We start from the raw sequence: 24,943 nt of genomic DNA on the forward strand, positions 1-24,943 counted from the left end.
GCGGCTAACCCGCCCTACGCATTCAACTCACCCGAGGTTCCTGCGGATCGATCTTGTCCACCGGCACAGGCGATACCACCTCTTCCGCCTGGTAGACCCAGGACATGAACAGCTTGTAGCCCACCGCCAACACCACCGGACCGATGAACAAACCGATGATGCCGTTGGCGACCATGCCGCCCAACGCGCCGATCAGCACCACCGGCATCGGCACCGAAACGCCACGACCCAGCAACAGCGGCTTGAGCACGTTGTCGACCATGCCGGCGATAAAGGTCCAAATGGCGAATACCACTGTCGCCACCGACACGCCGTCAAAGGCGAAGACGTAAGCGATCACCGGCAAGGTGATCAGCGCCACCGGCAATTGCATGATACCCAGCAACAGCACGGCCAAGGCCAACAGACCGGCGCCGGGAATGCCCATCAGCACCAGGCCGACGCCAACCAGCAGCATTTGAATGAAGGCGATGCCGACCACGCCCTGCGCCACCGCGCGAATCGTCGAGGTACACAACTCCGCCAGTTGCGACCCGCGCACCGGCCCGGAAATCCGGCTGGCAATGGCCTGGGCGGTGGCGCTGCCCTTGTCGCCATGCGCCATGATCAATCCGGCGATGATCAGCGCGATGACGAAGATCATCAGGCCCATCCCGGCCCCCGCCAGCTTGGTCAGCACCACCTTCGCCACACCCTGAACATGCGGCAACGCTTGATGCAGCAACCAGCTCATATCACTCGAAGCGTGCAGCCAGAATTTGTACAACGGCTCGCCGATCAGCGGCCAACCGGCCACCGCGGGGGCCGGCGGTGGAATATGCAGACCGCCGCTATCCAGCAGGTGTTTACCCTGCTGCACCGAATCGACGATCGAGCCGCCGAGCAGCGCCAGGGGCAACATCAGCAGCAGTAAGCCGATCAGTACGATGATTAACGCTGCCCGTCCCTGGCGATGATTGAGCCGCGCCGCCAGCCGGGTATTAAGTGGATAAAGCGTCACTGCGAGGATCAGTGACCAGAGCATCAAGCCTAGGAACGGGTAAAAAATCGTGTAGCAGGCGACCACCAGAACGGTGATCAATCCGGCGCGAATTAGCACATCCAGCAGCTCGCGGGACGTTGTTTTTTCCGTAGATCGGAGCATCGGTATTTCCTTGTTCGATGAAGACCGCAGGCCTGGTGGGCGATGCAGTAAAGGCCCGGCTGGGTTACCAGAGATGCTAACTGGCCGATACTCCTGCGCCTAGAGCCCTTACGCACACGGGCCAACCGCCGACCGATGCCCTTGCATCGCTCCAGGGTCTCCCGCACCATACCTGTATAAAAACCCAGCCATTTGTTTTTTTCATGCGACCACCCTTACCTACCAGCCTGTATTACCTGAGCAATTTCCTGACTGCACTGGATTGGCTGGTCGAGCGCTATGACGACCTGCTGAGTGCTGAAGAACAGCAGTTCATTGGTAACTTCCACACCTTGCCCACCGCCTCACAAGCGCTGCTGGTGCGCCTGATCATGCGCAAGGGGCTGCACTTTCGCGCCAGCAAACTGGTGTACGAGGAAATTGGCGACAGCCGCGCCGCCGCACAGCCGTTGCTGGCCCTGGGCTGGATCAGCGCCAGCACCGAACTACCGCTCGAGAGCCTTGCAGCCCTGCTGCGCAAAGACGAACTGCTGGGTTTGTCTGCCGACCCTGCGCGCCATCGTTCGCTGAAAAAAGCCGATCTGCTGGCCGTGCTCGCCGAGCAATACTTGGAGCCGCGCACCTTCGCGACCTGGTTCCCGACGCTGGACGATCAGCTCTACAGCCTGCTCATTGACGAGCTATGCGACTGCCTGCGCTTGATGTTCTTCGGCAATCTGCATCAGGACTGGTCGGAGTTCGTGCTCGCCGAGCTGGGTATCTTCCGTTACGAACAGGTGCCCTTCAGCAAGGATTCGCGCGGCTTTCGCCATCGCCAGGATCTGCACGGCTACCTGCACCTGCATCGTTGTCGCGAGCGGTTCGACGCCGGCCTGTCCTGCGAGGAGGTGCTGGCGCAAATCGGCGACTTCGCCAGTGACAATCCCTATCTGCAAACCCGCCACGGCAAATTGCTATTTCGCATGGCCCAGCAGCTGGAACGCGAACAGCGCCTGGAGCAGGCCGTGCAGCTGTACGACCGATGTAGCTATGTCGGGGCCCGACAAAGACGGATTCGCGTGCTGGAAAAGCTCGGCCGGTTGCACGAAGCCCACGCCTTGGCGCAGCAGGCTGCTAGCGCCCCGGAAAACGATGCCGAAGCGCAGTTGCTCGAGCGTTCGCTGCAGCGTCTTGGCCGGCAGATTGGCGTGCCCGCACCGCCGCGTAGATCGGTCGGCGCCGCCGGGCGCATAGATCTCAGCCTGGTCAGCCTGGGCCAGTGCGTCGAGCTGGCGGTGCGCGAGCATCTGAGCGAACCGCAGGCGCCGGTGCATTACGTGGAGAACACCCTGATCTGCAGCCTGTTCGGCTTGCTGTGCTGGGAGGCGATCTTCGCGCCGCTGCCGGGAGCGTTCTTCCATCCGTTTCACAGCGGCCCGGTCGATCTGCTCAGCCCGACCTTTCACAGCCAACGCCGCGAGCTGTTCGACAACTGCCTACAGCGGCTCGAATCGGCGACCTATAAAGACGCCATTCGCCAGACCTACGCCGCCAAGTTCGGCATTCAGTCACCCTTCGTGCACTGGGCGATTGTCAGCGAAGAATTGCTCGAACAAGCGCTCGACTGCCTGCCGGCCGCGCATCTCAAAGCCTGGTTCCAGCGTCTGCTGCGCGACATCAAGGACAATCGCGCCGGGATGCCCGACCTGATCCAGTTCTGGCCGCAGGAACGCCGCTACCGAATGATCGAAGTCAAAGGCCCCGGTGATCGCCTGCAGGACAACCAACGGCGCTGGCTGGCGTTCTGCGCCGAGCACCAGATGCCGGTGGATGTCTGCTACGTGCAATGGCAAGTCGAGAGTACCGAGGCATGACTTACGCCGTCGCGGTACGAGCGCTGTGCGAGTTCACCGCCAAGGAGGGTGACCTCGACCTGCGCTTCACCCCGGCGCCGACCGCCCAAGAAGGCATGGCCGGACATGCCACGGTGGTCAGCCGACGCGGCGCTGGATATATCGCCGAGTTGCCGCTGCGCGGTGAGTATCCGGGCCTCACGGTCAGCGGCCGGGCCGATGGCTACGACCCGGCGCTCAACCTGCTCGAAGAGATCAAGACCCATCGCGGCGACGTGACGCGCATTCCGCAAAACCATCGCCTACTGCACTGGGCGCAGGCCAAGGTGTACGGCTGGCTGCTCTGCGCCGAACGCGAGCTGGCGGAAATCGACCTGGCGGTGGTGTATTTCAACGTGATTTCCCAGAAGGAAACGGTGCTCCGCGAACGTTTTTCCGCCGAGGAACTGCGCGGCTTCTTCGAGTTGCAGTGCAGCCGGTTCATCGCCTGGGCCGAACAAGAAAGCGCTCATCGCGGCGAGCGCGATCACAGTTTGGAACGCCTGCGCTTCCCTTATCCGAGCTTCCGCAAAGGCCAGCGCCAACTGGCCGAAGCCGTCTATCGCGCCGCGCGCGACGGCACCACGCTGATGACTCAGGCGACCACCGGCATCGGCAAGACGCTCGCCACACTATTCCCGCAACTCAAGGCATTTGCTGCCCAGGGTCTGGATCGTCTGTTCTTTCTCACCGCCAAGACGCCGGGGCGCGGCCTGGCCCTGGACGCCCTCGGCGCGCTGCGCAGCCAAGAGCCGGACATGCCGCTGCGGGTGCTCGAGCATGTCGCCCGCGACAAGGCCTGCGAGCATCCGGACAAAGCCTGCCACGGTGACTCCTGCCCGCTCGCCAAGGGCTTCTACGACCGCCTGCCGGCCGCGCGCAAGGCCGCCCTCGAGCGCCGCTGGCTGACCCAGAGCGCGGTGCGCGAAGTGGCGCTGGCCCATCAGGTCTGTCCGTATTACTTGAGCCAGGAGCTGTGCCGCTGGGCGGACGTGGTGGTCGGCGATTACAACTATTACTTCGACATGAGCGCCCTGCTCTACGGCCTCACCCAGCTGAATGGCTGGCGCGTCACCCTGCTGGTCGACGAGGCGCACAACCTGATCGAAAGGGCGCGCGGCATGTACACCGCGGAGCTCGATCAAAGCCAATTCAATATCCTGCGCAAAGTCGCGCCGCCGGTGCTCAAGGGCGTGCTGGAACGGGTCGGCCGGCATTGGAACCAGCTGCATGCCAATCAGCAGGAGCCCTATGTGATTTACCCGGCGCTGCCGGATCTGTTCATCGCCGCCCTGCAGAAGGCGGTGACCGCGATCACCGATCATCTGTCCGACCAACCGAGCGGCAACGAGGCCGGGCTGCTGCGCTTCTATTTCGACGCCATGCTGTTCTGCCGCCTCGCCGAGGCGTACGGGTCACACTCGCTGTTCGATATCAGCCTGGACGCGGACGGTCGGCGCACACTGTCGACCCTGTGTCTGCGCAATATCGTGCCGGCGCCCTTTCTCGCCCCGCGCTTCCAGGCGGCGCACAGCACCACGCTGTTTTCCGCGACGCTCAGCCCGGCCAACTATTACGCCGACCTGCTCGGCTTGCCCGCGGCCACGCAATGGCTGGAGGTCGAATCACCGTTTCGCGCCGAGCAGCTCGAAGTCCGCACCATCAGCAACCTGTCCACCCGCTACCAGCACCGGGCTGCGAGCCTGACGCCCATCGCCAACTTGATGGCCTGCCAGTTCGCCGCGCAGCCGGGCAACTATCTGGCCTTCTTCAGCAGCTACGCGTATCTGCAACAGGTGCTCGAATGCTTCAGCGCCGCGCATCCGCACATTCCGGTGTGGGCGCAATCACGCAGCATGAATGAGATCGACCGCAGTCTGTTTCTTGCCCGCTTTACCGAGACGTCGCAAGGAATCGGCTTCGCCGTGCTCGGCGGCGCGTTTGGCGAAGGCATCGACTTGCCGGGGCAACGCTTGATCGGCGCGTTTATCGCCACCCTGGGCCTGCCGCAGATCAACCCGATCAACGAGGAAGTGAAAGCGCGCATGCAGGCGATGTTCGGCAACGGCTTCGATTACGCCTACCTGTTTCCCGGCCTGCAGAAAGTCGTCCAGGCCGCCGGTCGGGTAATCCGCACCACCGAGGATAGCGGCGTGGTCTACCTGCTCGACTCGCGCTTCAACCAGCCTGAGGTGCAGCGCCTGCTGCCCAGTTGGTGGATCACCAGTCCGCTGCGCATCCAGACGCAACCCGCTACACCATTGGCCGTCCCGTCGACCCCGGCGATCGAGCCATCCGCACTGCTCTAGCTGCCCCGACAATCAATCGCTGAAGCCAACCGGGCATCAGAACGGTGCCGCTACTCAACGGCCATAACCCTTGCTCAGGGTGCCGTGCAGGCGCTCTAGCGCTAGGCTTAAAGCATGCATCGTGATGGGCCAGGCCTCATAACCTCAAGGCATGAGAGTCGCCTGACCAAAGAGTCAATTATTTGTTGACCCAAAAGTCAGAAATCTCTAAATTGGCTTTTATACGAGCCCTCGTAAAAAACAATAAAGTGCCTGGAGGTCTTCCTTGATCCAGTTTTTACTCAATCGAGAGCTGCGCAGTGAGCATGCGCTCGATCCCAATGTCACCGTGCTCAATTACCTGCGTGAGCACGTCGGCAAATCCGGTACCAAAGAAGGCTGCGCCTCGGGCGACTGCGGTGCCTGCACCGTAGTGGTCGGCGAACTGGTCGCAACACCGACCGGCGAGAGCATCCGCTATCGCACCCTCAACTCCTGCCTGACGTTCGTTTCCTCGCTGCACGGCAAGCAGCTGATCACCGTCGAAGACCTCAAGCACCAAGGCCAGCTGCACAGCGTGCAACAGGCCATGGTCGACTGCCACGGCTCGCAGTGCGGCTTCTGCACCCCCGGTTTCGTCATGAGCCTGTTCGCGTTGCAGAAAAGCTCCCACGGCTACGACAAGGCCGAAACCATGGAAGCCCTGGCTGGCAACCTGTGTCGCTGCACCGGCTATCGGCCGATCATCGACGCCGCCGAACAGGCCTGCTGCCAGAAACAGCCAGACCAGTTCGACGCCAGCGAAGCGCAAACCATCGCCCAACTCAAAGCCATCGCCCCGCAGGAAACCGCCGAGCTGAACAGCGGCGACAAGCGTTGTCTGCTGCCATTGACTGTCGCCGACCTGGCCGACCTGTATGCCGCCAATCCACAAGCGCGTCTGCTTGCCGGCGGCACCGATCTGGCCCTGGAGGTCACCCAGTTCCACCGCGAACTGCCGGTGATGATCTACGTCGGCCACGTCGAGGAAATGAAGCGCGTCGACGTCACCGCCAGCCACATCGAGATCGGCGCGGCCACCCCGCTGTCCGACTGTTTCGAAGCGCTGGCCAGCGAATACCCCGACTTCGGCGAGCTGCTGCATCGTTTTGCCTCGCTGCAGATCCGCAACCAGGGCACCCTCGGCGGTAACATCGGCAATGCCTCGCCGATCGGTGACGCCCCACCGCTGCTGATCGCCCTCGGCGCCGAGATTGTGCTGCGTCGCGGCAGCGACAGCCGCTGCCTGCTGCTGCAGGACTACTTCGTCGACTACAAGGTCACCGCCCGCCAGGAAGGCGAGTTCATCGAGAAGATCCTGGTGCCGCGCGCCGCCGCCAACCAGACCTTCCGCGCCTACAAGGTTTCCAAGCGCCTGGACGACGACATCTCCGCGGTATGCGCCGCCTTCAGCCTGGTGATCGAAGCCGGCACCGTGCGCGTAGCGCGCATCGCCTTTGGCGGCATGGCGGCGACTCCCAAGCGCGCCGCGGCCTGCGAAGCGGCGCTGGTCGGCGCCGCCTGGTACCCGGGCAGCATCGAACGGGCCTGCGCAGCGCTGGCCCAGGACTTCACCCCGCTCAGCGACTTCCGCGCCAGCAAGGAATACCGCCTGCTGACCGCGCAGAACCTGCTGCGCAAGTTCTTCCTCGAACAACAGAGCCCTGAAGTCGAAACCCGGGTGACCGCATATGTCTAACCATCACGTTTACAAATCCCAGGAAGAACTGGCCGCGCTGTTCCGCGCCGACATGACCACCGGCGTCGGCCGTAGCGTCAAGCACGAGAGCGCCGACAAACACGTGTCCGGCGAGGCGGTGTACGTCGACGACCGCCTGGAATTCCCCAACCAGCTACATGTGTATGCGCGCATGTCCGACCGTGCGCATGCCCGCATCATCAGGATCGATACCGCGCCCTGCTATCAGTTCCCCGGCGTGGCCATCGCCATCACCAAGGACGATGTGCCCGGCCAGCTGGATATCGGTCCGGTCGTCGCCGGTGATCCGCTGCTCGCCGACGGCAAGGTCGAGTACGTCGGCCAGGTGGTTCTGGCGGTAGGCGCCGACAGCCTGGAAACCGCACGCAAGGCGGCCATGGCGGCGATCATCGAATATGAAGACCTGCCACCAGTGCTCGATGTGGTCGAAGCGCTGCGCAATAAGCACTTCGTCCTCGACAGCCATCAGCACAAGATCGGCGACTCGAAAACCAACCTGGCCTCGGCGAAGAATCGCCTGCAGGGCAACCTGCACATCGGCGGCCAGGAACACTTCTACCTGGAAACGCAGATCTCCTCGGTGATGCCTACCGAAGACGGCGGCATGCTGGTCTACACCTCGACGCAGAACGCCACCGAAGTGCAGAAGCTGGTCGCCGAAGTGCTCGGCGTATCGATGCACAAGATCGTCATCGACATGCGCCGCATGGGTGGCGGGTTCGGCGGCAAGGAAACCCAGGCCGCCGGCCCGGCCTGCCTGTGCGCGGTGATCGCGCACCTCACCGGTCGGCCAACCAAGATGCGTCTGCCGCGCATGGAAGACATGACCATCACCGGCAAGCGCCACCCCTTCTATGTCGAGTACGACGTCGGCTTCGATGACGACGGCCTGCTACATGGCATCGAGATCGACCTGGCTGGCAATTGCGGTTATTCGCCGGACCTGTCCGGCTCGATCGTCGACCGCGCGATGTTCCACTCGGACAACGCCTATTTCCTCGGCAACGCCACCATCAACGGTCATCGCTGCAAGACCAACACCGCGTCGAACACCGCCTACCGCGGTTTCGGCGGCCCGCAAGGGATGGTCGCCATCGAGGAGATCATGGATGCGATTGCCCGCCAGCTCGGCAAAGATCCGCTAGAGGTGCGCAAGCTCAACTATTACGGCAAGCACGAGCGCAACGTCACCCACTATCACCAGACGGTCGAGCACAACGTCATCCACGAGATGACCGCCGAGCTGGAGGCCAGCAGTGACTACGCCCAGCGCCGCCGCGAGATCGTCGCCTTTAACCAAACAAGCCCGGTGCTGAAAAAAGGCCTGGCGCTGACCCCGGTGAAATTCGGCATCAGCTTCACCGCCACCTTCCTCAACCAGGCCGGCGCGCTGATCCACATCTACACCGACGGCAGCATCCACCTCAACCACGGTGGCACCGAAATGGGCCAGGGCCTCAACACCAAGGTCGCGCAGATCGTCGCGCAGGTGTTCAGCGTCGATATCGCGCGCATCCAGATCACCGCGACCAACACCGACAAGGTGCCCAACACCTCGCCGACCGCGGCTTCCAGTGGTACCGACTTGAACGGCATGGCCGCCAAAAACGCCGCCGAGATCATCAAGCAGCGCCTGGTCGATTTCCTGGTGCGCGAACACAAGGTGACTCCGGAGGACGTCGAGTTCCGCAACGGCCAAGTGCGCGTGCGCGACCTGTTCCTATCCTTCGAAGAAGTGGTGCAGAAGGCCTACTTCGGGCAGATTTCGCTGTCTTCGACCGGCTTCTACCGCACCCCGAAAATCCATTACGACCGCGACAAGGCCGCCGGCCGACCGTTCTACTACTTCGCCTATGGCGTGGCCTGCGTCGAGGTGATCGTCGACACGTTGACCGGCGAGTACAAGATGCTGCGCGGCGACATCCTCCATGACGTCGGCGACTCGCTGAACCCGGCCATCGACATCGGCCAGGTGGAAGGCGCGTTCGTCCAGGGCATGGGCTGGCTGACCACCGAGGAACTGGTGTGGAACGCCAAGGGCAAGCTGATGACCAACGGCCCGGCGAGCTACAAGATTCCGGCCATCGCCGACATGCCGATCGACCTGCGCGTGAAACTGGTGGAAAACCGCAAAAACCCGGAAGACACGGTGTTCCATTCCAAAGCGGTCGGCGAGCCGCCGTTCATGCTCGGCATCGCCGCCTGGTGCGCGCTCAAGGATGCGGTGGCCAGCCTCGCCGACTACCGCGTGCAACCCAAAATCGACGCGCCGGCCACCCCGGAGCGGGTGTTGTGGGGTGTCGAGCAGATGCGCAAGTTGCAGCGGCAAACGGCCACGCAAGCGGTCGCCGCCGAAGCGGAAGTGGTCTGACGCGGAATGGTGGATGTGCTGCGCGACATCCACCCTACGGATAACCCCCTCATGGGTACGGCAGATTCGTAGGGTGGAAAACCGCGAAGCGTTTTCCACCGTCCCCGCCCACGAAGACAATCTACCCGGTGCACAACAATGAGAAAGCACACCGAACCCAAGAACCCACCAGCGGAACCCATCGTGATACCGCTGCTGGAGCCGTCGCTGAGCAACTGGCGCCTGTCGCGACCGCGCCAGTTGTCGCCGACCTGGAGGCTGAGCAAATGAGCTGGATCAGTGCCCTCGCCGATCTGCAACAACGCGGCGAACCCTGCGTGCTGGTGACCATCATCGAAGAGCGCGGCTCCACGCCGCGCAATGCCGGCTCGAAGATGGTGGTCAGCGCCGAGCGCATCTACGAAACCATCGGCGGCGGTCATCTGGAATACAAGGCGATGGCCATGGCTCGCGAGATGCTCGAAAGCCGCAGCCAGGAGACGCGCCTGGAACGCTTCAGCCTCGGCGCCAGCCTCGGTCAATGCTGCGGCGGCGCCACCGTGCTGCTGTTCGAGCCGATGGGCCAGCCACAAGCGCAAATCGCCGTATTCGGCGCCGGCCATGTCGGTCGCGCCCTGGTGCCGTTGCTCGCCAGCCTGCCGTGCAAGGTGCGCTGGATCGACTCGCGGGAGAATGAGTTCCCCGAACAGCTACCCGTCGGCGTCGACAAAGTGGTCAACGAAGAAGTGGTCGATGAAGTCGAGAACATGCCGGCCGGCAGCTACTTCATCGTCATGACCCACAACCATCAGCTCGATCTGGAACTCAGCGCCGCGATCCTCAAACGTAATGATTTCGCCTACTACGGCCTAATCGGCTCGCGCACCAAGCGCGTCAAATTCGAACACCGCCTGCACGAGCGCGGCTTCGCGGCGGACGTCGTGCAACGCATGCGCTGTCCGATGGGCATCGCCGAGGTGAAGGGCAAGCTGCCGATGGAAATCGCCGTGTCCATCGCCGGCGAGGTGATCGCCACCTACAACGCCAGCTTCGGCCAAGAGGTGAAGAAAGGCGCATCGAGCGTTGCCAAGTTAATGCCAACCTCACGCCGCGAGCAGACCTGAATCACCTGAGCGATGGGAGTCGCATCGCTCAGACCGCGCAGCGATACCCATCAATTTCACCCGTTTGAACTCCCCTAACCCGCGCCCTCTTGCCCGCTAGAGCGGCACCGTCACGACCGAGATAACCATGACCAGCCACGTAACTGCCTACCGCGCCGCCATCCTGCATAGCCTTGCCGACCCCGCCGAAGTCGGTATCGAACAGTCCTATGAGTATTTCGAAGACGGCGTGCTGATCGTGGAGAATGGTCGCGTCATCGAGGTCGGCCCGGCTGACCAGCTACTGCCGAAACTCCAGGGTATCGACGTCCAGGAATACCGCGACGCGCTGATCACCCCTGGTTTCATCGACACCCATATCCATTACCCGCAAACCGGCATGATCGCCTCCTACGGCGAGCAGCTGCTCGACTGGCTGAACACCTACACCTTCCCCACCGAGCAGCAGTTCGCCGACAAGGCGCATGCCGCCGATGTGGCCGGGATCTTCCTCAAGGAACTGCTGCGCAATGGCACCACCACCGCCCTGGTGTTCGGCAGCGTGCACAAACAATCGGTGGACGCCTTCTTCGAGGCCGCCGAAGCGCTCGACCTGCGGATGATCGCCGGCAAGGTGATGATGGATCGCAATGCCCCGGACTACCTGACCGACACTCCGGAATCCAGCTATGCCGATAGCAAGGAACTGATCGAACGCTGGCACGGCAAGGGTCGCCTGCACTATGCGGTGACCCCGCGCTTCGCGCCGACCAGCACGCCCGAGCAATTGGCCCTGGCCGGTCGACTATTCGCCGAGTTCCCGGACCTGTACATGCACACCCATCTCTCCGAGAACCGCGCGGAGATCGAGTGGGTGAAAGAGCTGTTCCCCAAGCGCAGTGGTTATCTGGATGTCTACGACCATTACCAGCTGATCGGCCCGCGCGCGGTGTTCGCCCATGGCGTGCACCTGTGCGACGCCGAGTGCCAGCGCCTGGCCGAAACCGGCTCGGCGGTGGCGTTCTGTCCGACTTCCAACCTGTTCCTCGGCAGCGGCCTGTTCGATCTGGAGAAGCTGGAACAGCACGGCGTGCGCGTCGGCCTGGGCACCGATGTCGGCGCCGGCACCAGCTTCTCGCAGCTGCAGTCGCTGAACGAGGCGTACAAGGTCATGCAGTTGCAGGGCAAGAAGCTCGACCCGTTCAAGTCGCTGTACCTGGCGACGCTTGGCGGCGCGCGCGCGCTGTATCTGGATCATCAGATCGGCAACTTCGCGACTGGCAAGGACGCCGACTTCGTGGTCCTCGACTACAACGCCACGCCGCTGATCAGCTACCGCATGCAGCAGGCCAAGAGCCTGGAAGAGAAACTCTTCGCCCTGACCATTCTGGGTGACGATCGCGCGGTGAAAGAAACCTTCGCCGCCGGCCGCCGTGTGCATAGCCGCGATTAACCCGCCCAGGCTTTGTTCTGTTCATGCGGGTACCTGCATTGCACGCGCCCTCTCCCCCGGCCCCTCTCCCGTAAACGGGCGAGGGGTGACGATTGGCCACTGATCTCCGCTCCGCCACCCGATCAGCCCCGCCACAAACTACTCCCTCTCCCATTCATGGGAGAGGGTTGGGGGAGAGGGCAAACGCGCAAACACCCATCCTCCCGGTCTCCATCCCCTCCCCACCGCAAATCCCCCAACTCTCGACCTTCGGCTACGCCCAGCGGCGGCAATCGGTGGATAATACCCGCCTCACCGATCACGGAATCCCCGCCATGCCTCCCGTCGACCCTCAGCAACGCCTCGCCGCCCGCAATACCGTCCTCAATCACCAGGACGCGCAAAACTGCACGCTCTACCGTCCTGACGAAAACGATCCAGATGGCGAAGAGATGGACCTTGGCGACGCCAAGATTGTTTTCACCGGAACCTTCGAAGCGCCTGCCGATTGGGATGAGCACGAACGTAGCGAGTTCTACAGCGACAGCGCCCCGGAGCTGTTCGTCACCGCGCGCATCGAGTGCGAAGCCAAGCCGGCTACCAGCGGCTACTTCGAAGCCGAGCCCGGCGACTTCGTAGCGACCATGCCGGGGAGCGGCGAGGTGGTGATGTACTTCGTCTACGACTTCGACGAAGACGCCGACGGCCGCAGCTACGTACTGATCCGCGACGACGAATCGCTGGATTAATTCGCGCAAGGCCTGCGTCTATGTAGGCAGCTCGGAGGTAATCCTGGTAGACCTCCGGCCGGACGAAAATTCGGCGCACATACCGCGTCACGTCTGACCGCCCACCAAAGTCCTGCACTCGCAGGACTTTTGTTTGGCTCTATCACGGTTGCGTGTTGGTGGCGCGAATGACTGCCGAAACTCGGTGTTTCCGTAGGGTGGGTTAGCCGCGTAGCGGCGTAACCCACCATCGATGCCACAAGGCATTGCCATTGCCGGCCTGACGGTCGGTCGGAGGGTTACGCCTACGCTAACCCACCCTACGAATCATCGTCTCAGGCATCACCTAGCGGGCCTGCACGCCTCAACACGTAATTGGGACATAGCCTTTTGTTTGCCTTGCAGCCGACTCCCGCTGGTCCAGCGCCCGACCAGGCAAGCCTGTCGTCCGTTTTTCCAGCGAGAGAATCGACAGCGGCTAGGCTATTTGCCATCAGACTGACGTCTGAAAACCGGGGCGGTGCGCCTGTTCTGACCTCTGGAGCGACGTATGAATCATCCAGCGCGACTCAGATTGCAGATGCTCAGGCGTAGCTGTAATGCCAGCGCCGCCTTGCTGCTGCACGGCCCGGCGGATCGCAGCGAGATACCCGGCGAACCGCTGCCGGACCGGGTGCCGATTGGCGCCACGCGGCGACCCGGAGCAATCAGCCCAGCTTTCGGAACGCTAGACGACACAAGTCGCCGACCCGATCGCGATTGGACCTGATGCGCAAAAACGACGAAGCCCCGCATTGACGGGGCTTCGTGCTGGTATCGCTAGCAGACCTTTGAAAACTACTGCGCTCGGCTATACCGCGTTGAAATCAGGCTCACAGCCGAAGGCTGAACGCGCTTTAGCGCGGCCCCAAAGTGGGTGAGCGGAGCGAATCAAATGCTCATTTACCACTCGTAAACTGCGCTTTTTCGCCTAATTTACTCACTGGCGCTCACCCTTCGGGCCAGCCTGCGGCTGTTACTCCCGTTGGTCGTTGCGCCTTGTCTAGCCTTCGCTCGCTACGTTTTTCAACGACCTGCTACTCAGCGATTGGTGGTGGCGCGGCCGGGTTTCTTCTTGGTGTGCATGAGGTGCGAGAACACCGCATGCAGATCATCCGAAGCGCTTTCCTCATCGAGGTTGAGCTTGCTGTCGATGTGATCCATGTGATGCATCATCAGGCTCACCGCCTTGGTCACATCGCGCGCCTGGATGGCATCCAGCAATTCGTTGTGCTCGTCGTATGAACAGTGCGAGCGGCCGCCGCTTTCATACTGGGCGATGATCAGCGAGGTCTGCGAGACCAGGCTGCGCTGGAAGCTGATCAGGGGAGTGTTCTTCGCCGCTTCGGCGAGCTTCAGATGGAACTCGCCCGACAGGCGAATACCCGCGCCGCGATCACCGCGCGAGAAGCTGGTCTGTTCGTCCTCGACCATCTGGCGCAGTTCGGCAATCTGCTCGGTGGTAGCGTGCTCGACCGCCAACTCGGTGATGGCGCGCTCGACCATGCGCCGTGCGTAGAAAATCTGTCGGGCTTCATCGACGCTGGGGCTGGCCACTACCGCACCACGGTTCGGCCGCAGCAGCACCACGCCTTCATGGGCCAGGCGCGACAGGGCGCGGCGAATGATGGTCCGGCTGACCCCAAAAATTTCGCCCAGGGCCTCTTCGCTCAAGCGCGTACCGGGGGCCAGGCGCTGTTCGAGGATGGCATCGAAGATATGGGCGTAAACGACATCATCCTGAGTCCCGCTGCGACTGGTCTTGCCGGCGCGCGGCTGCTTCTTGAGGGGCTGCAATTCTTCGTTCATCGGGGCTCGCGTCAAAGAGGTCGGCGGTATAGCGAAACTCTACTGCTTTCACCCCGCTTGCTGGCAAGTGGAAATGACGGGAAAGCAGGAGGACAGGCTCCGGCATTGTACACAATTTAACCTGCCCTTCTATCTGATCAACTTTATACAGTCCGGCGCTACAGCGTGGGAAATATCTGCATAACCATGCATGGCCGGGAAAAGTCTTGGACTTCCTCAGCACATTTCCTTCCTACGCCGCGAGTTGATAGTGCACCCGGTCGAAGTTTCGGCGCTCAATTGCTTCTTCCCTGCTTCTTCGATCGAGCTTGGTACGGTCCAGCTAAAATCGCATAAACACACCTATCTATATGTTTTTTAAATGATTTTTACGAATCCATGACCCGCGAAATTGTTGCGAACGACCCGCACAAATAACAGGCAACAATCTTTTCGTTCGATGCATGCAACGAAAGAAACAATATTTGCTTTTTTTGTACACAAAAGCATAATCGCGCTCGTGCACTTTCTGACTTTCAGGTCAATAAAACCTTTCAGACGTGTACCACTCACACCACCTGCCTCACAGAACGCACAGGTCTCTCGCGCCTCGGTTCTGGGTGAACACAATAAAAGATGAGGAGTACCCGCTGTGGAAAGCACCAAACAAGAACAACAAAGTATCCATCTCGCGCGCCCAGCCGGAACCGGTCTGCTGGAACGTCTGTTCAAACTGAGCCTGCATGGCACCACTGTCAAAACCGAGCTGGCCGCCGGTCTGACAACCTTTATCACCATGGCCTACATCATCTTCGTCAACCCGAACATCATGGCGGACGCTGGTATCGACCACGGCGCGGCGTTCGTCGCCACCTGCCTGGCCGCTGCGCTGGGCTGCTTCCTGATGGGCCTGTACGCCAACTGGCCGGTAGGCCTGGCGCCGGGCATGGGCCTCAACGCGTTCTTCACCTACACCGTGGTCAAGACCATGAACTACAGCTGGGAAATCGCCCTCGGCGCGGTGTTCATCTCCGGCGTGATGTTCATGGTGCTGACCTTCTCGCGGATCCGTGAGTGGCTACTCAACAGCATTCCTAGCAGCCTGCGCTTCGCCATGGGCGCGGGGGTCGGATTGTTCCTCGGGCTGATCGGCCTGAAGACCGCCGGCATCGTGGTCGCGCACCCGGCGACTTTGCTGCATATCGGCGACCTGACCTCCCCCGGCCCGCTGCTGGCGGCGATCTGCTTCCTGATGATCGCCGTGCTCGAATACCGCCGCATATTCGGCGGCATCCTGATCAGCATCCTCACCGTCACCCTGATCGGCGTCGGCCTTGGCCTGGTCAAGTTCGGCGGCGTGTTCTCCATGCCGCCGAGCCTGGCGCCGACCTTTATGGCGATGGACATCACCGGCGCGTTCAACGTGACCATGATCAGCGTGATCCTGGCCTTCCTCTTCGTGCACATGTTCGACACCGCCGGCACCCTGATGGGCGTGGCCCAGCGCGCACATTTGGTGAAGGAAGACGGACGCATCGAAAACCTGTCGAAAGCCATGAAAGCCGACAGCGCCTCCAGCGTGCTCGGCGGTGTGCTCGGCGTACCACCGGTGACCAGCTATGTAGAAAGTGCCGCGGGCGTCGCTGCCGGTGGGCGCACCGGCCTGACTGCCGTCACCGTTGGCGTGCTGTTTGTGTTGGCGATGTTCTTCGCCCCGCTGGCCGGGATGATTCCCGCCTACGCCACCGCCGGCGCGCTGATTTACGTGGCGATGCTGATGATGGGCGGTATGGCGCATATCGACTGGGATGAGCACACCGAAACCATTCCGGCGATCGTCACCGTGATCATGATGCCGCTGACCTTCTCGGTCGCCGACGGTATCGCGATGGGCTTTATCACCTATGTGGTAATGAAGCTGTTTACCGGCAAGCACAAGGACATCTCCACCAGCCTGTATGCACTGTGCGCGATCTTCATCGCCAAGTTCATTTTTCTGTAAGGCGGCTTCGCTCGCCTCGGTCGCGCTGCATACCAGCGCCGGCTGCGGTGAACGGAAACTGCTTCTAAGGTGATGTCTGCTAACCCGGCCCCGGCGCTCATGCGCCGGGGCTTTCGCACTTCTGGAGGGACATGCGATGAGTCTGGAAACCTGGCTGCTGTTCTGCAGTGCGGCGTTGATCGTGATCCTGATTCCCGGACCACTGTCGCTGCTGATGATCAGCAATACCCTCAATTACGGCCTGCGCCGCTCGCTGCCGAGCTTTCTCGGTGGGGTCTCCGCCTCGCTGTGCCTGCTCAGCGCTTCCGCGTTGGGGTTGGGCGCCTTGTTGCTGGCGTCGGAACAGCTCTTCGGCGTACTGAAACTCATCGGCGCCCTGTACCTGTTCTACCTCGCCTGGCAAAGCTGGATGGAGTCGCGGCGCGCGGCGCAACCGGTTGAAGCGGACGAACAACCGGTCAACCCAAGCTTTCGCAATATGTTCTGGAAGGCCTTCGGCCTGGGCGCCAGCAACCCCAAGGACATCCTGTTCTTCGCCGCCTTCTTGCCGCAGTTCCTCAGCGCCGAGCGCCCCCTGCTCGGCCAACTGTTGGTGCTGATCGTCAGCTGGGTGGTGCTCGATCTGCTCTGCAAGCTGTTCTACGGCCTCAGCGCCCAAGGCGCCGCGCGCTTCTTGCGCACCGGCAAGGGCCAGGTGTGGTTCAACCGCATCAGCGCCGGGTTATTCGGTGGCGCGGGCGCCGTTTCGTTATTGAGCCGCTGACACAGCGGCTTCGGAAAATTCCTACACGCATCTCGGAATCCCCCTACAGCCGGTAGGGGCCGCTTCGTCGACAGTTACCTCCAAGGGTTCCGCGCGCCTTTCGCCGCCGGAACGCCGCCTAACACCCGGAGGTGACGACATGAAACTCCTGATCGTTGAAAGCAGCCCGTTCGCCGGCTACGACGCCGAGGTCAAGGCCAACGAGCTGGGCATCTTTTCCATTCAGCTCTGCGACACGGTCGAAGACGCGCAACGCCAGGTGGCGCACAGCAGCCTGGGCTATGACTTGGCCCTGGTGCGTCAGGACCACGACCTGTTCAGCGACCTGCGCAACCTCGAAGCCCTCTATCACAAGGCTCGGGCCGATCATGTGGCGCTGATGGGCAGCTACAGCGCGGCCCAACGCAAGACCCTGATGCGCGCCGCCATCGCCCGCAAGCTGCCACTGCTGGCGATCATCGATCTGCCGCTGAACCAGCAACAGATGCTCGACAGCCTGCAGCGGATTCCTGGCATCGCCCACTTCGCAACGCAGGACTGGTAAGCGCCGCTGCGCTCACGGAACTGTCTCGCCTGCTGAAGCCAGCTGCCGTATTTGTCGTTGGGAGATCCAATGAGATTGCTGATCGTCGAAGAAAACGTGTTTGCCAACCACGACGCCCAATTATCGGCTAACGCGCTGGGGATCTTTTCCATCCACCCCTGCTGCAGCGTGCAACAGGCGCAGCAAGCCGCTGCCCTGCACGACTTGCACTTCGATGTCGCATTTCTGCGCCAGGCTGATGATCCGTTCAATGACCTGCTGAATCTGGAAATCCTGCATACCCAGGCAAACGCCAAACATTTGCTACTGCTGGGCGCCTACAGCGCGCAGCAACGCAAATCGCTGCAACGCGCAGCCAAGTCTCGCAAGATCCCGCTGCGGGGCATTCTCGAACGGCCTCTGGATTCACGGCAGATGCTCAATGCCCTGCACGACATTCCTGGCTTCGCCGGTTTCACCGTCGCCCACGAATAATCCCTTCCCAGCGCTACGCCTGACGGGGCATATTCGGAGAGTTGCCGATCAGAAAGCGGGGTATTCCTGGCGTCTTCCAAAAGAACTCGTGGCATGACGGGGCGATACAGGCCTTCGGGGCGGGCGGTGAGCAGATCCACGCAAACCTTCTCGGTTCAAGGATTGCGGAGGTTCAACCCGCAGGCGCGCCGCACACAAGCGACTCTCCAATGATTTACCGTGCTCGATGACGATAACCGGCGTCCGGTGCTGGCGTAGTCAGAATCCTTTGCCTAATACATCGCGCATCTCCTGCAAGCCATGTCATGCGCTATGGACGGTGCAGCGGCGCCGGGGATTCAGGAATATTTCATCCACCCCGTGAATAACCTGAACCTGCCCCGCCGCTCCGGCTCTATAGGGCTAACAGCGATGGCACAGGCCAGTCGCGGTGATCACTTGGTTGATGGAGAAAGACTCATGAGCAGCTATCACGTTCAGCCGACGGCCACGGGCTGGGAGCTGCGCAAGGAAGGCGCGACGCGACCTTCGAAAATAGCGGAGGACAAGCAGCTGATTCTCGAGCTAACCGAACGCTTCATGCGCAGTCGCGCCGGTACGGTAAAAGTCCACGCCGAGGACGGCGACCTCGAGCGGGAACAGGCCTATCCCTGATTTATTTATATCCGCCAGCGTTCTCAGCATTAACTTTCAATAAATAGTTATTTTAAAAACATCAAAATGATATTAATCAGACATGCGTATGCCATTTAACCAACATCCACCTCATATCATCTCGATGGCAATAAATACCGACTGTCGAGTTAATTTAAAAACCAGCGCAAACATATCGAACCATTACTCGGCGAAACCTTCTCATGCATCGTAAGGCGCGGTAACCGGCCTTGCTCCACTCATGAGAGGAGAAACCAAATGCCTACCAACAATCCTGGCAACTTCGCTAACGATCGAGAAAAAGCTTCTGAAGCCGGCAAGAAAGGCGGCCAAAGTAGCAGCGGGCAAGTTACCAACCGCGACAAAGCTTCTTCCGATGCAGGTAAAAAAGGTGGCCATGGCAGCACCAAGCGCAGCTGACGTTGTGCAAGCCTTAAAAAGCGAAAGCCCGCAGACGCGGGCTTTCGCTTTTTAAGGCTTGATCGAATTTATACAAGCAGTAACTTTCATAGCACCACGCAACAGAATTTCACTTCACACAACTACTTCCCCATATCTCCTGACAGCATCTCCCTTTTCATTTATTAAATTACTTCTGCTACTCGAACTGACCCACTTACCAACAGAATAACAAAGACTGTAGGAGCGGATTTATCCGCGATTACTATCAAATCCTGTACCTCCATCGCGAATGAATTCGCTCCTACCAGACGTGGTTAGCGAGGATGTGCGGCGCGTGCCTTACCGAGCAACTCGATGACTTCTTCGTCGGTGGTTTGGGTGAAATCCTCGTAATGCATACCAACCGCCCGGAACGGTTCGGGGGTCAGCAAGCAGATCAGTGTGTCAACCAGCGGACGCAACTCATCCAGGGCTTCCTGCGGCGCCACGGGTACGGCGACGATCAAGCGCCGCGGGCCAAGCCTGACTAATGCCTTGAGCGCCACCCGCATCGTGCTGCCGGTGGCGATCCCGTCGTCGACCAGAATCACCGCCCGATCGCGCACGGGAATGGGCGGCTGCTCGCCGCAATACAGCGCACGGCGGCGTTTGATTTCGTGTAACTGGCGCTGCTTCTGCTCTTCGAACCAGGCGGGCTGCAGCTTCAACTGGGCGAGCACTAGATCGTCGCACACCCACTGCGGGTCGTCTCCATCGACCACCGCGCCGATGGCGAACTCTTCATGCCCGGGGGCACCAATCTTCCGCACCATCAGCACATCCAGCGGCGAATCGAAGGCGCTGGCGATTTCGTAACCGAGTGGCACCCCGCCGCGCGGCAACGCCAGCACCAGCGGATTTTCCGGCCACACCGGACGTAGCGCGGCAGCCAGCGCACGGCCGGCTTGGCGGCGGTCTTTGAAGACGAACAGGTAACTGGCGGTGCTAGGCATGCTCAGACTCCGAAAGGAAAGGTGTCCTCTGCTTTGAACAGACTGGGCGGCTTTTTGCGGGTGGACGAGGTCATCGGTCACCTCGATCAAACGGTATAGATGGACGACTGCGCGCGGCGCGAGCGGTTCCCGCCAGACGATGAATGCCCCAAGCCTCGGCTTGCCGCTTAGCGACGCGCTAAAAGCCGCGCGTCTGCGCAGTGCGCCGCTTGATTGCCAGGGCATTGCCACACTCGACCAACACTCGAGCGCTCCGCTCCGCTTAAAATGCGCGATTGCCCCACGTGACCGACGCCATGAACACCAACGCCATCGACATCCTCCAGCAACACACACTCGCCGCCCTGAGCAGCGCGCCCGATGAAGCGCGGCGCCTGTTCCACGGCCGCGGCCGGCGCTGGCCGGGCCTGGAACACGTCACCGTCGACTGGTTGCAAGGCGTACTGCTGGTGTCGCTGTTCCGCCAGCCAGAAGACGACGAACTGGCCGCGCTGACCGACATGCTCAAACAACTCGGCGAATCGCCCGCCTGGCAGCACAGCGCCGCGCGCGCCTTGCTGCTGCAGCATCGCTATCGGCTGGACAGCGGCGTCGACGTGCTGGCCGGCGAGGCATTGGACGAATGGCTGGTCAGCGAGAACGGTCTGCGCTTCAAGCTGGACTTGGGCAAGAAGCAGAACAACGGCCTGTTTCTCGATATGCGCTATGGCCGCCAGTGGGTGCAGGCCCAGGCGCACGGCAAACGGGTGCTCAATCTGTTCGCCTACACCTGCGGTTTTTCCGTGGCGGCGATCGCCGGCGGCGCCGAGCTGGTGGTCAATCTGGACATGGCCAAAGCGGCCCTGAGCCGTGGCCGCGACAATCACCGCCTCAACGGGCATGACCTGAGCCGGGTCAGCTTTCTCGGCCACGAGCTATTCAAGTCCTGGGGCAAGCTGAAGAAGTGCGGGCCGTACGAGCTGATCATCATCGACCCGCCCTCCTTCCAGAAAGGCAGCTTCGCGCTGACCAAGGACTATCAGAAAATCCTCCGCCGCCTACCGGAATTGCTCACCGTCGATGGCATGGTGCTGGCCTGCGTCAACGACCCGGCCATCGGCCCCGACTTTCTCATCGAAGAAATGGCCCGCGAAGCGCCCAGCTTGCGTTTCGAACAGCGCCTGGACAACCCGCCGGAATTCGCCGACATCGACGCCGACAGTGGCCTCAAGGCGCTGGTGTTCCGCCAGACCACTGCAGACCCCGAGTAGGTTCGGAGCATTAGCGAGTCAGGCCCAGCCGCTCGTGCCACTGCGCAATGGATTCCTCGGGATAACCCTGAAACTGTTTGTCTCCCGGCGAGGCGTCGACTTCGACCCAGGCTGCTTTCGAGTCGAGGAGCAGGTGCGTGTGCTCCGGCGGTACCGGCAACGGCGTATCGATGGCCGAGGCGAATGGATGTATCAGCTCCGGCCATTCCGGGCTGAACAACCACAGCGCACTGCCGCACAGCCGGCAGAAATGCCGTTCGGCGCGGCTGATACGGGCACGTTTGTCGCCCAGATCCTTCAGCTTCGCGTGGTAGATGGTGATCTCTTTGCGACCGCGCACCTTGAGGCTTTGCGCCTCGCCAGCCAGGTTGATCGCATACCCGCCGCCGCCCTGGGTCTTGCGGCAGATCGAGCAGTAGCAGCGCTGATAGGGATAGGGCTGCGCGCTGGTCAAGCTGAACGCCACCGCGCCACAGTGGCAGGAACCTTCGAGCTGCATGACTAGCCTCCGGACAAATCGCCAAGTAACCGTCGATTAGGTCTAGACCAGCGCCGTGCCGCTTTGCCTGCATACGTTGGTCGGAATGCGCCGCTTGCCACCTGCTCCGCCCCGATTTACCTAGAACCTCCGGTGCGCCCGAATGCCTCAAACAATGGGTAACCGTAATCTTGCGAGGCTCGACATCATGAACAGCAGCAGACTTCTTGCCCTGACGCTTAGCGGGTTGTTGGCCGGGGCAGCGTGGCCGGTGCTGGCAGAAGGCGACATCCCCTCGCCCGCCAATCCTAGCGCCGTGCCTTCGCGCGGCCCGACGCTCGATAAGGACCGGCAAGCGGACAACCTGGACTCGACCATCGACGAGGATCATTCCAGCGGCACGCTCAACCGCGGCGCGCCGCAGGCAGGCGAGCGGATCAACGACAGCCAGCGCGGCTCCGGCATGGGCCGCGATCCCGACACTGGCTCCAGCAAAACGGGCAGCAGCACCAGTGGCTCGCCGGGTCCACGGGGCGATTACTAGCCAGACAGCGAGCTAGTGGCCTGTTTGGTTAATTCAGTTAGTCAATTTCGGCGCCTGAGACCCTGATACTGCGTTACCGCTCCTCGCCTAGCCCTGCTATGACTCGTCGCGGCGCCTTGTCTCAGAGCCTCAGTCATCCGAACTTGAGATAACCAATTAACCGCGCAGGCAACTAGCAGACCGCAGCGCCGCCGGCGGGCGGCGCTGACCAAGCAGGCGGACGAGCCGGGTATACTCGCGTTTTTCCCGCGAGCCGTAAAAATGAGCACCAAGCGCTACGCCTGCATTGGCCTGAGTAATCCTAAGTCGCCGACCAATGTCGGATCGATCATGCGCGCCGCTGGCTGCTATGGCGTCAGCTCGGTGTTCTACACCGGCACCCGCTACGACCGGGCCAAGGACTTCGTCACCGACACCAAGAAGGTTCATCAGGACATTCCGCTGATCAACATCGACGATCTGCGCAAAATCCTCCCGCTCGGCTGCGTCCCGGTCGCCGTGGAACTGGTCGACGGAGCGAGGTCGCTGCCGGAATACACCCACCCGGATCGCGCGCTGTACATCTTTGGCGCGGAAGACGGCTCGCTCGACCAGGAAATCCGCGACTGGTGCGAGGACGTCGTCTACATCCCCACCAACGGCTGCATGAACCTCGCCGCCACGGTCAACGTGGTGCTCTACGATCGTCTGGCCAAGGGCAAGAACACCCGCTCCGGCCCGCTGTTCTAGCGCGGCTTGACGCGGCTCACTGGGGATAGCCGGTGATTTCGCGAATGCTCTGGTACAGCGGCTTGAGCTGCTTGTACATGCGCTGATAGACCTCGACGTACAACCGCTGATAGATCTGCCGAGCCTGCGGATCAGGCTGGAACACCTTGCCGACCCGCGTCATCGCCGCAATCGCCGCGGGGAAATCGGCGTGCAAGCCAAGCCCCACCGCACAGGCGATCGCCGCGCCGAGGCCGGAGGTTTCATAGGTATGCGGGCGCTCGGCGGGCAAACCGAAAATATCCGCAGTGAGCTGCATCGCCGCATCGCTCTGCGAACCGCCGCCAGACACCCGCAAGCACGTGACCGCGGTGCCCGAGCGCTTCTCGATGCGTTCCTTGCCCTGGCGCAGCGCATAGGCCAGACCTTCGAGAATCGCCCGATAGAGGTGCGCGCGGGTGTGCACGTCGCCGAAACCGATGATCGAGCCCTTGGCCTCCAGGCCCGGTTCGCGGATGCCGGGCGACCAGTAGGGTTGCAGCATCAGCCCCATCGAGCCGGGCGGCACACCGTTAACCAGTTCGTCGAACAGCGCTTCGGGCTCGACGCCCAGCTCTGCGGCGCGCTGCATCTCGCGCAGGCCGAACTCCTGTTTGAACCAGCTGACCATCCAGAAGCCGCGATAGATCATCACTTCGGTATTGAAATGGTCGGGAATCGCCGCGGGGAACGGTGGGATCAGCGGGGTGGTTTCCAGGTAGGTCTGGCGCGTGGTGTTGATGGTCGCCGTAGTGCCGTACGACAAGCACGCGGTACTCGGCGCGACACCGCCGGCGCCGAGCACCTCGCAGGCCTTGTCGGCACCGGCAGCAATCAGCGGCAGGCCTTCCGGAATGCCGGTATGCCGGCTGGCTGCGGCGCTGATGGTTCCGAGTTGCTCGCCCGGTTTGACCAGTTCGGGCAGCTGATCGCGGCGCGCGGCGACCGCCTGCCACTTCCAGTCGCGTGGCGCCGCCCACTTCAGGCGCTTGTAGTCGAACGGCAGATAGGCCACGCAACTGGCCAACGAATCGACGAAGCGCCCGGTCAACCGATGGGTGAGAAACCCGGAGAGCAGCAGCACTTTGTCAGTCTTGGCCCACACCTCCGGCTGGTGCTGGGCAATCCAGTTGAGCTCGGCCTGGGCGCGGAAATAGTCGACCGTCGCCTCCTCGCCGATCAGCTTGAACAGCCAGCCCCACAGACCTTTGATAGGCCCGCGCACGTCGGCACGGCGCTGATCCAGCCAGAGCATCGCCGGGCGCAACGGCTGGCCTGCGGCATCGACGTTGATGATGGTGCCGCGCTGGGTGGTCAGCGCCACGCCCTTGATCAGGCGCTTGTCAATGTCGACCTGCTGCCAGAGCAAGCGGCAGGCTTCGCCAAGGCTCTGCCAGTAATACTCCGGGTCCTGCTCGGCCCAGCCGGGCTGCGTCGAGTAATAGGCCTGCAGCTCGACCTTGCCCTTGCCGAGCAGATTGCCGGCCAGGTCGAACAGCAGCGCGCGGACACTCTGGGTACCGTTGTCGATGGCCAGCAGGTAGCTTGCTTCGCTCAAGATGCGGTCCTTGTTGTTATTGGTCTCGGTACA

At 61.8% G+C, this 24,943-nt stretch carries 21 protein-coding genes; 16 read left to right on the forward strand and 5 right to left on the reverse strand.

Annotated features, from left to right (window positions below):
• Positions 1-22: 22 nt before the first annotated feature.
• The gene (locus NVV93_RS12360) at positions 23-1,144 is read right to left on the reverse strand and encodes an AI-2E family transporter (protein WP_258250944.1); all 1,122 of its coding nucleotides are present in this window, start codon (positions 1,142-1,144) and stop codon (positions 23-25) included.
• A gap of 203 nt (positions 1,145-1,347) precedes the next feature.
• On the opposite strand from NVV93_RS12360, the gene NVV93_RS12365 reads away from it, so the two are divergent.
• The 7 genes from NVV93_RS12365 to NVV93_RS12395 all read left to right on the forward strand — a co-directional run bounded on the left by NVV93_RS12365 (position 1,348) and on the right by NVV93_RS12395 (position 12,696).
• Entirely contained in the window at positions 1,348-2,997 is a 1,650-nt protein-coding gene (locus NVV93_RS12365; RefSeq protein ID WP_258250945.1) for a VRR-NUC domain-containing protein, read from the forward strand.
• Positions 2,994-5,324, forward strand: a complete 2,331-nt coding sequence (locus tag NVV93_RS12370) for an ATP-dependent DNA helicase (RefSeq protein WP_258250946.1) — start codon at positions 2,994-2,996, stop codon at positions 5,322-5,324. The genes NVV93_RS12365 and NVV93_RS12370 overlap by 4 nt, the downstream gene beginning before the upstream one ends.
• A gap of 265 nt (positions 5,325-5,589) precedes the next feature.
• Positions 5,590-7,041, forward strand: coding sequence for a xanthine dehydrogenase small subunit (gene xdhA / locus NVV93_RS12375; RefSeq protein ID WP_258250947.1), 1,452 nt, complete (start codon positions 5,590-5,592; stop codon positions 7,039-7,041).
• Positions 7,034-9,433, forward strand: a complete 2,400-nt coding sequence (gene xdhB, locus NVV93_RS12380; protein WP_258250948.1) for a xanthine dehydrogenase molybdopterin binding subunit — start codon at positions 7,034-7,036, stop codon at positions 9,431-9,433. Before xdhA ends, xdhB begins: the two co-directional genes overlap by 8 nt.
• Positions 9,434-9,699: 266 nt before the next feature.
• Complete coding sequence (xdhC, locus tag NVV93_RS12385; RefSeq protein WP_258250949.1) at positions 9,700-10,536, forward strand: xanthine dehydrogenase accessory protein XdhC; 837 nt, start codon at positions 9,700-9,702, stop codon at positions 10,534-10,536.
• Positions 10,537-10,663: 127 nt separating this feature from the next.
• A complete protein-coding gene (guaD, locus tag NVV93_RS12390; protein WP_258250950.1) occupies positions 10,664-11,968 on the forward strand; it encodes a guanine deaminase in 1,305 nt (434 codons plus the stop codon).
• A gap of 314 nt (positions 11,969-12,282) precedes the next feature.
• On the forward strand, positions 12,283-12,696 hold the full coding sequence (locus NVV93_RS12395) for a hypothetical protein (protein ID WP_258250951.1): 414 nt from the start codon (positions 12,283-12,285) through the stop codon (positions 12,694-12,696).
• Between the two features lie 1,059 nt (positions 12,697-13,755).
• On the opposite strand, the gene NVV93_RS12400 is transcribed toward NVV93_RS12395, so the two are convergent.
• Positions 13,756-14,523 carry a GntR family transcriptional regulator gene (locus NVV93_RS12400; protein ID WP_258250952.1) on the reverse strand — a complete coding sequence of 256 codons (768 nt, stop codon included), beginning with the start codon at positions 14,521-14,523 and terminating at the stop codon, positions 13,756-13,758.
• A gap of 631 nt (positions 14,524-15,154) precedes the next feature.
• Between NVV93_RS12400 and NVV93_RS12405 the strand changes: the two genes are divergently transcribed.
• The 6 genes from NVV93_RS12405 to NVV93_RS12430 all read left to right on the forward strand — a co-directional run bounded on the left by NVV93_RS12405 (position 15,155) and on the right by NVV93_RS12430 (position 19,359).
• Positions 15,155-16,504 (forward strand): NCS2 family permease, encoded by a 1,350-nt coding sequence (locus tag NVV93_RS12405; protein ID WP_258250953.1) that lies wholly within the window; start codon positions 15,155-15,157, stop codon positions 16,502-16,504.
• Positions 16,505-16,640: 136 nt separating this feature from the next.
• Positions 16,641-17,267: a LysE family translocator gene (locus NVV93_RS12410; RefSeq protein ID WP_258250954.1), complete on the forward strand. Its 627-nt coding sequence runs from the start codon at positions 16,641-16,643 to the stop codon at positions 17,265-17,267.
• A gap of 139 nt (positions 17,268-17,406) precedes the next feature.
• Positions 17,407-17,811: a hypothetical protein gene (locus NVV93_RS12415; RefSeq protein WP_258250955.1), complete on the forward strand. Its 405-nt coding sequence runs from the start codon at positions 17,407-17,409 to the stop codon at positions 17,809-17,811.
• Positions 17,812-17,880: 69 nt separating this feature from the next.
• Positions 17,881-18,285, forward strand: coding sequence for a hypothetical protein (locus NVV93_RS12420; RefSeq protein WP_258250956.1), 405 nt, complete (start codon positions 17,881-17,883; stop codon positions 18,283-18,285).
• Between the two features lie 459 nt (positions 18,286-18,744).
• The gene (locus NVV93_RS12425) at positions 18,745-18,939 is read left to right on the forward strand and encodes a DUF2188 domain-containing protein (protein WP_258250957.1); all 195 of its coding nucleotides are present in this window, start codon (positions 18,745-18,747) and stop codon (positions 18,937-18,939) included.
• Positions 18,940-19,197: 258 nt separating this feature from the next.
• Complete coding sequence (locus NVV93_RS12430; protein ID WP_258250958.1) at positions 19,198-19,359, forward strand: general stress protein; 162 nt, start codon at positions 19,198-19,200, stop codon at positions 19,357-19,359.
• Between the two features lie 296 nt (positions 19,360-19,655).
• Here the strand turns inward: NVV93_RS12430 and NVV93_RS12435 are convergent, their stop codons facing one another.
• Positions 19,656-20,333 carry a phosphoribosyltransferase gene (locus tag NVV93_RS12435; protein WP_258250959.1) on the reverse strand — a complete coding sequence of 226 codons (678 nt, stop codon included), beginning with the start codon at positions 20,331-20,333 and terminating at the stop codon, positions 19,656-19,658.
• 296 nt (positions 20,334-20,629) lie between these two features.
• Here NVV93_RS12435 and NVV93_RS12440 point away from each other — a divergent pair, with 296 nt between their 5' ends.
• Complete coding sequence (locus tag NVV93_RS12440; RefSeq protein WP_258250960.1) at positions 20,630-21,583, forward strand: class I SAM-dependent methyltransferase; 954 nt, start codon at positions 20,630-20,632, stop codon at positions 21,581-21,583.
• Positions 21,584-21,593: 10 nt separating this feature from the next.
• Here NVV93_RS12440 and NVV93_RS12445 read toward each other — a convergent pair whose 3' ends face one another.
• Positions 21,594-22,082 (reverse strand): GFA family protein, encoded by a 489-nt coding sequence (locus tag NVV93_RS12445; RefSeq protein WP_258250961.1) that lies wholly within the window; start codon positions 22,080-22,082, stop codon positions 21,594-21,596.
• Between the two features lie 187 nt (positions 22,083-22,269).
• Between NVV93_RS12445 and NVV93_RS12450 the strand changes: the two genes are divergently transcribed.
• The gene (locus NVV93_RS12450; RefSeq protein ID WP_258250962.1) at positions 22,270-22,605 is read left to right on the forward strand and encodes a hypothetical protein; all 336 of its coding nucleotides are present in this window, start codon (positions 22,270-22,272) and stop codon (positions 22,603-22,605) included.
• Between the two features lie 261 nt (positions 22,606-22,866).
• A complete protein-coding gene (locus NVV93_RS12455) occupies positions 22,867-23,334 on the forward strand; it encodes an RNA methyltransferase (protein WP_258250963.1) in 468 nt (155 codons plus the stop codon).
• Between the two features lie 16 nt (positions 23,335-23,350).
• Here NVV93_RS12455 and NVV93_RS12460 read toward each other — a convergent pair whose 3' ends face one another.
• Entirely contained in the window at positions 23,351-24,910 is a 1,560-nt protein-coding gene (locus NVV93_RS12460; protein WP_258250964.1) for an FGGY-family carbohydrate kinase, read from the reverse strand.
• Between the last annotated feature and the right edge of the window lie 33 nt (positions 24,911-24,943).

This window comes from Pseudomonas sp. LS44 (genome assembly GCF_024730785.1).
Taxonomy (GTDB): Bacteria; Pseudomonadota; Gammaproteobacteria; order Pseudomonadales; family Pseudomonadaceae; genus Aquipseudomonas.